The sequence below is a fragment of the Kitasatospora sp. NPDC059462 genome (genome assembly GCF_042749955.1).
In the GTDB taxonomy this organism is placed as follows: Bacteria; Actinomycetota; Actinomycetes; order Streptomycetales; family Streptomycetaceae; genus Kitasatospora.
Genome location: NZ_JBHYUU010000156.1, coordinates 11532 through 19138, shown reverse-complemented (window position 1 = coordinate 19138; position 7607 = coordinate 11532). Strand labels below are relative to the sequence as shown.

Below are 7607 nucleotides of genomic sequence, written 5' to 3'. Positions count from 1 at the left end.
GGGTCGCGGACGCGGCGGGCGCCCCCGTCCCCAGCCGCTCCGCCTCCGCGGTGAGCGCCGCCTCGCCGGCCTCCCGCAGCCACTGCGGCGGGCTGAGCAGGAAGGACGTCGCCTCGACCGGCCCCGGCGCGGGCCTGGCCGCACCGGCCGGGTTGGCCGCGACCGGCCGCCCGTAGGTCTCCTCGTACTGCCGGACCACCTCGTTGACGGGCAGCGCGGGCCAGAGCGTGCTGGCGCCGGAGTCCCGGGCGATCACCAGCCTGGCCTCGCCCTCGGCGCCGCCCGCGCCGTCACCGGGCTGCACCGCCCAGCAGACGAAGCCCAGGTCGAACTCCCGGACCCGCACCTCGCGCTGCCGCTCCCGCGGCACCCCGCCGTTGATCCACTCCTCGGCGAGCTCCTGCGCCTGCGCGTACGTCACCACGCCCGGTTCACCCCTGTCCCCATCGTCCCCGCTCGTTCCACACCCTCGACGACCACCGCGGACGCCATGTCAGCCCACCGGAACGGCACGGGCGAAGCCGCCGTCCACCATCAGCCCGGCGACCGTCTCCAGCTCCGCCGGGCTCCCCGCCAGCCGCAGCAGGAAGGCGTCGAAGTCCTCCCCGCAGGGCAGCAGCAGCCGGCCCACCCGGTCCTCGGCCGCCTCCGGCGCCCCGGTGTCACGGGCGTCGTCGTAGAGGCAGAACCAGACCGAGCCGGCCCGCTCGCCGCGCACCTTCAGCGCCACGATGCCGCCCTGGGCGTAGGCGATGCCGAGGTAGTCCTTGGTGAGGTGGTCGCGCAGGCACTTGTTGGCGTAGACGACGTCCTCGGTGCCGTACTCCTCGGTGAGCGTCAGGAACGGCTGGTCGAGCAGCAGCCCGAGCTCCGGGTCGAGCGCCACGCCGACCGGGGCGCGGCCGCCGCCGAGCTTGAGGAAGGTGCGGTAGGCACCGGGCAGCCGGTGGCCCAGCCGCTCCTCGGCGCGCTGCACGAGGTCCTCGGTGACGCCGATCGGGTCGCCGCCGTCCTTGGCGAGCGAGAAGTGCACCGGCCGCTTCTCCTGCAGCGGCCGGGTGCCGCGGCGCCCGTGGTCGGCGGAGGAGGTGGCCAGGCCGCCGTGGTGCCGCAGCAGCGCCTTGACCTCGACCGGGACCAGTTCCATCCGCCGCCAGCCGGGCGCGGCGCCGCCGACCGCGTGGTGCCAGGTCCAGCCGGGCGGGGTGGCGACGGCGGTCTCCAGATCGGCCCAGAGCGGGTGGCCCTGGGTGAACAGCGCGGCGTTGGCCGAGACGTAGTCGGTCAGCCGCAGCTCGTCGACGCCGAAGCCGGCCGGCGGGTCGGCGACCTCGGCCGCCGCGGCGGCGTAGGGGCCGAAGTCCGGGTAGCCGTACTCGTCCACCCGGACCCCGGCGGGGTGCCGCTCCGCGCGGACCGGGTCCGGGAACTGCACCACCTGACCTGCGTACGCCGCGTTCGGTGCGGCGGCGACGCCGGGCCGACCTGTCGTCATCTGGGAGCCCCCACTGGCTGCTGCATGTTCTCGGTGCGCTTGTCGGAAACCAGCGTAGGGGGTGCGCCCTCGGCCCGGCCCCCCGCCCGGCACGCCCGGACGTGACCAGTGGGTGGCCGGCGGGTGGCGGGTGCGTGCCGCGGCCCGGGCCGCCGGGGCCGCCGCCGCCCGCCCGCGTCGGCGGCCCGTCCGCGGCCCGTCCGGCGACCGGGAACGCCCCCTCGCCGCACCCGGGGTGGCGGAGCGCCGGCGGGGTGCCGGGGGCGCGGATCCGGGAGACCCGGGGACGAGTCGTGATCGTGCGGTGTGGATCCGGCCGACATCGCGTGTCCGCCCGCCCGTCGGCTCCGCGCGCCGCACCCCGGATGTGCGGTTGTCAGTGTCATTTGACAGGCTGGCCCCTGACAGCCGTGCCACACCGGGCCGGGCGGAAGGGCCGGGCGGGAGGCGGACGGACGGACGACGAGCGGGACGACGAGGAGGGCGACGCCATGACCACCGGGGAACCGGCCGGGCCACCGCTGCTGCGCCACCACCGCGACAGCCTGCTGCCCGCCGTCGCCGCCGCGCTGTCGCTCAAGGGCGGCGAGGTGCACACCCTGGCCGGCGACAAGTCGGACCGCCGTCCCGCGCTGCACCCGCTGGTCGGCGACTTCCTCGACGCGCTGCCGCCGGAGCACCGCGAGCGCTTCACCGGCCGCTGCCCGGAGGCGGTCCTGCTCTCCCGGTACCTGACCTCGGTGGACGGCCGGCGCTCCAAGCGCGCCGCCCGCAAGCCGATGAGCCTGCACGAGGCGCGCAAGGCGCTCAAGGGTGCCCGGCTGACCACCGTGCGGATCCGCGAGGAGCACGATCCCGCGCACGGCACCCACGCACCGCCGTGCCGCTCCTGCCTGCCGCTGCTGGAGCACTTCACCGTACAGCTCGTCACGGTCGGCCCGGCCGCCGCCGGCTGACCGGTCCGCCCCGCGGCCGCCCACGCGCCGGCCGTGCGACGCACCGCCCGTCCCCCGTCCCCGAGCCACCGGAGCCCGTCCTGAATCCGCCCGCCCCCTCCCCGTCCCCGGCCGCGCCCGGCGGCCCCGCGCTGCGGACCCGCCCGCGCTTCCCGGCCGACGTCGCCGCCGAGCTCAAGGCGGCCGGCTGGCACCCCGGGCGCTGGCAGATCCGGCAGGCCGAGGAATGGGCCGACACCCTGGTCGGGTACGGCAGCCCGGCCGGCGTCCAGCACGCGGTGTTCCCGGCGGCGGTGGAGGCCTGGGCCGAGTTCGGCGGCCTCGCCTTCGACCTGGCCGGCCCCGGCCGGCAGCTGGCCCGCACGCCGTTCCTGATCGACCCGCTGTGCGGCCTGCACCAGCCGCGCACCCTGGCCGACCTCGGCCGCGCCCTGGACGTCCGGGTCGCCCCGCTGGGCGAGGAGGCGTACGGGCAGGCGCTGCTGGCGATCGACGAGGAGGGCCGGGTCCACAGCCTCGACCACACCGGCGAGTGGTTCCTCGGCCACGGCGTCGACCAGGCGATCACCGCGCTGGTCCTGGGCACCGCCCCGGAACGGCTGCGCACCGCGGACGACGCCTGAGCGGTCCGGGCCCGGGGCACGCCCAGGAGACAGACCCTAGACCAGCCGGTCCTGGCGGACCGCCAGCCGCGACGGCAGCACCGCCTCCACCCGGAACCCGCCGTCCCGCTCCGGCCCGGCCGAGAAGGTGCCGCCGAGCGCGACCACCCGCTCGCGCATCCCGACCAGCCCGTTGCCGCCGCTGGGCAGCGCGGCGGCGGCCCGTTCGCCGCCCGGGCAGGCGTTCACCACGCTCACCCGCACACCGTTCGGCGCGTAGGCGAGCAGCACCGACACCTGAGCGCCGCCGGCGTGCTTGTGGGCGTTGGTCAGCCCCTCCTGCACCACCCGGTACGCGGTCTGTTCGGCCTCGCCGGTGAACTCCTGCCGGCTGCCGCTGACGGTCAGGGTGACGGCCATCCCGGCCGCCCGGGACTGGTCGACCAGCCGGGGCAGCCCGGTCAGCGAGTCCGGCTCCGGCGCGTTCTCCTCGGACATCCGCAGCACCCCGAGGATCTCGCGCAGCTCGTTGAGCGCCTGCCGGCCGACCTCGCCCATCAGCTTGGCGCTCTGCGCCGCCTTCTCCGGGTCCTTGGCCACGATCCGCTCCAGCGCCCCGGCGTGCACCACCATCAGCGAGACCCGGTGCGCCACCACGTCGTGCATCTCCCGGGCGATCCGGGTGCGCTCCTCCAGCCGGGCCCGGCGGGCGCGCTCGCGGGCCTGCTCGGCCAGCAGGTCCAGCTCGGTCTCCAGGCCGTGCGCGCGGTCCTTGAGGGAGTCGATCAGCCGCCGCCGGGCGCCGACGTACAGGCCGGTCACCACCGGCACCGCGGTCGCCCCGGCCGCCACCAGCAGCGACAGCACCACCTGGCCCCAGAACGGCGGCTGCTCGGTCGCGGGCTCGCCGGGGTTGAGCATCGACATGAGGATCACCCCGGCCGTCTCGGCGTAGGCGAGCGCGGAGAGCGCCACCACCCGCCGGCGGCGCGAGGGCCACTCCCAGGTCTCGGCCAGCGTGTACAGCGCCACCAGCAGCAGCACCATGCTGGGCACGGCCGGCATCACGAGCAGCGCGACCACCACCGGGACGACCGGCCAGCGCCGCCGCACCACCAGGGTGGCGCCGGCCAGCGCGGCGAACATCCCGACCGCGATCTCGGCCGCCGCGCCGAGGTGGACCCGGCTGCCGATGTAGGTGATCGAGCTGCCGGCGCACTCCAGCGCCGCCAGCGCGGCGAGCCCGGCGTCCAGGAGGGCGCTGCGCCGCCGCGGCCACCACAAGAACGACGACCGGTCCCGCGCTCGCTCCCCAGGCGACTTGCTCATGCCCCACAGACTACGGCGCGCCCCGGCCCCTCCCCCACCGGGTCGCGCCGCAAACCCTTCCGGGCCGCCGCCCGACCGGCTTCAGTGGTCCAGACCACATACGGTCCCGGGGCATGCCTGTCCGCCATCCGGCCACTTCGCGGACAGCGCACCGGACGACACCTATGCTGGTCGCGTCGGACAGCGCGGTCCGCACGCGTCACACCCGCCACACGCGGGGCGGCCCTGTGACGATGAGCCGTTGCCGAACACCCCACCACCCCGAGGGAGCCAGCCGTGACCGCTCCGGTCCCCAGCCAGGCGGACAACCCGACCCCCGTGGTCGCCGACAACGCCGCATTGCGCGCGGACATCCGTCGCCTCGGCGACCTGCTCGGCGAGACGCTGGTCCGCCAGGAAGGTCCCCAGCTGCTCGGCCTGGTCGAACAGGTCCGGCTGCTCAGCCGCACCAACGGCGAGGCCACCGCCGAACTGCTCTCCGACATCGATCTGGAGACCGCCGCCAAGCTGGTGCGCGCCTTCTCCACGTACTTCCACCTCGCCAACGTCACCGAGCAGGTGCACCGCGGCCGCGAGTTCGCCACCCGCCGCGCCCGCGAGGGCTCGCTGCTCGCGCAGACCGCCGACCAGCTGGCCGACGCCGACCCCAAGCACCTCGGCGACACCCTGGCCCACCTCGCCGTCCGCCCGGTCTTCACCGCGCACCCGACCGAGGCCGCCCGCCGCAGCGTCCTCAACAAGCTCCGCCGGATCGGCGAGCTGCTCGACCGCATCCACCGCGAGGAGATCGCCGCCGGCCTCTCCCAGGCCGACCCGGCCCGCACCTCCTCCGCCCGCCGCCAGGCCGACCGCCGCCTCGCCGAGGTCATCGACCTGCTCTGGCAGACCGACGAGCTGCGCATCGCCCGCCCGGAGCCCACCGACGAGGCCCGCAACGCCGTCTACTACCTCGACGAGCTCTACCGCGACGCCGTCCCGCAGGTCCTGGAGGAGCTGCACGAGGAACTCGCCCGGGTCGGCCTGGAGCTGCCCGACGGCGTGCGCCCGCTCACCTTCGGCACCTGGATCGGCGGCGACCGCGACGGCAACCCCAACGTCACCCCGCAGGTCACCTGGGACGTCCTCAACCTCCAGCACGAGTACGGCATCAAGGACGCCCTCGCCGCCATCGACGACCTGCGCGGCACCCTCTCCACCTCGGAGCGGCTGGCCGGCGCCTCCGTCGAACTGCTCGCCTCGCTCAACACCGACCTCCAGCTGCTCCCCGAGCTGAGCCCGCGCTACAAGCGGATGAACGCCGAGGAGCCGTACCGCCTCAAGGCCACCTGCATCCGGCTCAAGCTGGAGAACACCCGCGAGCGCCTGGCCGGCGGCACCCCGCACGTCGAGGGCCGCGACTACCTCGGCACCCGCGAGCTCGTCGCCGACCTGCGGATGATCCAGGACTCGCTGCGCGCCCACCGCGGCGAGCTGATCGCCGACGGCCGGCTCGCCCGCGCCATCCGCACCATCGAGGCGTTCGGCCTGCAGCTCGCCACCATGGACGTGCGCGAGCACGCCGAGGCCCACCACCACGCGCTCGGCCAGCTCTTCGACCGGCTCGGCGAGGAGGCCTGGCGCTACGCCGACATGCCCCGCGAGTACCGTCAGCGGCTGCTCGCCAAGGAGCTGCGCTCGCGCCGCCCGCTCGCGCCCACCCCGGCCCCGCTGGACGCCGCCGGCGCCAAGACCCTCGGCGTCTTCACCACCATCCGCGAGGGCTTCGAGCGGTTCGGCGACGAGATCGTCGAGTCGTACATCATCTCGATGTGCCAGGGCGCCGACGACGTGTTCGCCGCCACCGTGCTCGCCCGCGAGGCCGGCCTGATCGACCTTCACGCCGGGATCGCCAAGATCGGCATCGTGCCGCTGCTGGAGACCACCGACGAGCTCCAGCAGGCCGACCGGATCCTCGACGAGATGCTCTCCGACCCCTCCTACCGGCTGCTCGTCTCGCTGCGCGGCGACGTCCAGGAGGTCATGCTCGGCTACTCCGACTCCTCGAAGTTCGGCGGCATCACCACCTCCCAGTGGGAGATCCACCGCGCCCAGCGCCGGCTGCGCGACGTCGCCCACCGCTACGGCATCCGGCTGCGGCTCTTCCACGGCCGCGGCGGCACCGTCGGCCGCGGCGGCGGCCCCTCCCACGAGGCCATCCTGGCCCAGCCGTGGGGCACCCTGGAGGGCGAGATCAAGGTCACCGAGCAGGGCGAGGTCATCTCCGACAAGTACCTGCTGCCCTCGCTGGCCCGGGAGAACCTCGAACTGACCCTCTCCGCCACGCTGGCCGCCTCCGCGCTGCACACCGCCCCGCGCCAGGCCCCCGAGGAGCTGGCCCGCTGGGACGCCGCCATGGACCGGGTCTCCGAGGCCGCGCACACCTCCTACCGGGCCCTGGTCGAGCAGGACGACCTGCCGAAGTACTTCTTCGCCGCCACCCCGGTCGACCAGCTCGCCTCGCTGCACCTGGGCTCCCGCCCGTCCCGCCGCCCCGACTCCGGCGCCGGCCTGGACGGCCTGCGGGCCATCCCGTGGGTGTTCGGCTGGACCCAGTCCCGCCAGATCGTCCCCGGCTGGTACGGCGTCGGCGCCGGCCTGGCCGCCGCCCGCGAGGCCGGCCTGGGCGACGTGCTCGACGAGATGTACGGCCAGTGGCACTTCTTCCGCAACTTCCTGTCCAACGTCGCCATGACGCTGGCCAAGACCGACCTGCGGATCGCCCGCCACTACGTCGAGCAGCTGGTGCCCGACGAGCTGCACCACGTCTTCGAGCAGATCCAGGCCGAGCACGACCTCACCCTGCGCGAGGTGCTCCGCCTGACCGGGGAGAACGAGCTGCTGGAGCACAACCCGGTGCTCAAGCAGACCTTCGCGGTCCGCGACGCCTACCTCGACCCGATCTCCTACCTCCAGGTCGCGCTGCTGCGCCGGCAGCGCGAGGAGGTCGCCACCGGCCGCCAGGAGGACCCGCTGCGGGCCCGGGCGCTGCTGCTGACCGTCAACGGCATCGCCGCCGGCCTGCGCAACACCGGCTGACCGGCACCCCGGACGCCCCAGGGCCCCCGGGGGGGGGGGGGGTGGGCGCCGGGCGGGGCGGCCCCGCCCGCGCGCCCCGCCCCCCCCGACCGGCCCGCGCCGAGCGAACCGACCACCCCCCCCACGTCGCGGGCGGCCAAGCCCTGCCGC

General features: G+C 75.5%; 5 protein-coding genes and 1 pseudogene. 3 read left to right on the top strand and 3 right to left on the bottom strand.

Translation table 11 applies throughout. The annotated features are described in order from the left end of the window. Together ACFXAM_RS29815 and ACFXAM_RS29810 are read right to left on the bottom strand one after the other, a co-directional pair. Positions 1-424: pseudogene (locus ACFXAM_RS29815) on the bottom strand (hypothetical protein); the annotation flags it as partial. 69 nt (positions 425-493) lie between these two features. Then, on the bottom strand, positions 494-1495 hold the full coding sequence (locus tag ACFXAM_RS29810; RefSeq protein ID WP_380295903.1) for an SMI1/KNR4 family protein: 1002 nt from the start codon (positions 1493-1495) through the stop codon (positions 494-496). A gap of 491 nt (positions 1496-1986) precedes the next feature. Between ACFXAM_RS29810 and ACFXAM_RS29805 the strand changes: the two genes are divergently transcribed. Together ACFXAM_RS29805 and ACFXAM_RS29800 are read left to right on the top strand one after the other, a co-directional pair. Further along, positions 1987-2451 carry a YwqJ-related putative deaminase gene (locus tag ACFXAM_RS29805; protein WP_380295901.1) on the top strand — a complete coding sequence of 155 codons (465 nt, stop codon included), beginning with the start codon at positions 1987-1989 and terminating at the stop codon, positions 2449-2451. Between the two features lie 131 nt (positions 2452-2582). Beyond that, positions 2583-3074 (top strand): SUKH-3 domain-containing protein, encoded by a 492-nt coding sequence (locus tag ACFXAM_RS29800; RefSeq protein ID WP_380295905.1) that lies wholly within the window; start codon positions 2583-2585, stop codon positions 3072-3074. Positions 3075-3110: 36 nt separating this feature from the next. Here the strand turns inward: ACFXAM_RS29800 and ACFXAM_RS29795 are convergent, their stop codons facing one another. Next, complete coding sequence (locus ACFXAM_RS29795; protein ID WP_380295899.1) at positions 3111-4382, bottom strand: sensor histidine kinase; 1272 nt, start codon at positions 4380-4382, stop codon at positions 3111-3113. Between the two features lie 276 nt (positions 4383-4658). Between ACFXAM_RS29795 and ppc the strand changes: the two genes are divergently transcribed. Beyond that, positions 4659-7457 carry a phosphoenolpyruvate carboxylase gene (gene ppc / locus ACFXAM_RS29790; protein WP_380295897.1) on the top strand — a complete coding sequence of 933 codons (2799 nt, stop codon included), beginning with the start codon at positions 4659-4661 and terminating at the stop codon, positions 7455-7457. Positions 7458-7607 lie beyond the last annotated feature (150 nt).

Bases quoted from the DNA above. Each gene is read 5' to 3' on its own strand.
- ACFXAM_RS29795 (WP_380295899.1), bottom strand. From the start codon at position 4,382: ATGAGCAAGTCGCCTGGGGAGCGAGCGCGGGACCGGTCGTCGTTCTTG.
- ACFXAM_RS29805 (WP_380295901.1), top strand. From the start codon at position 1,987: ATGACCACCGGGGAACCGGCCGGGCCACCGCTGCTGCGCCACCACCGC.
- ACFXAM_RS29810 (WP_380295903.1), bottom strand. From the start codon at position 1,495: ATGACGACAGGTCGGCCCGGCGTCGCCGCCGCACCGAACGCGGCGTAC.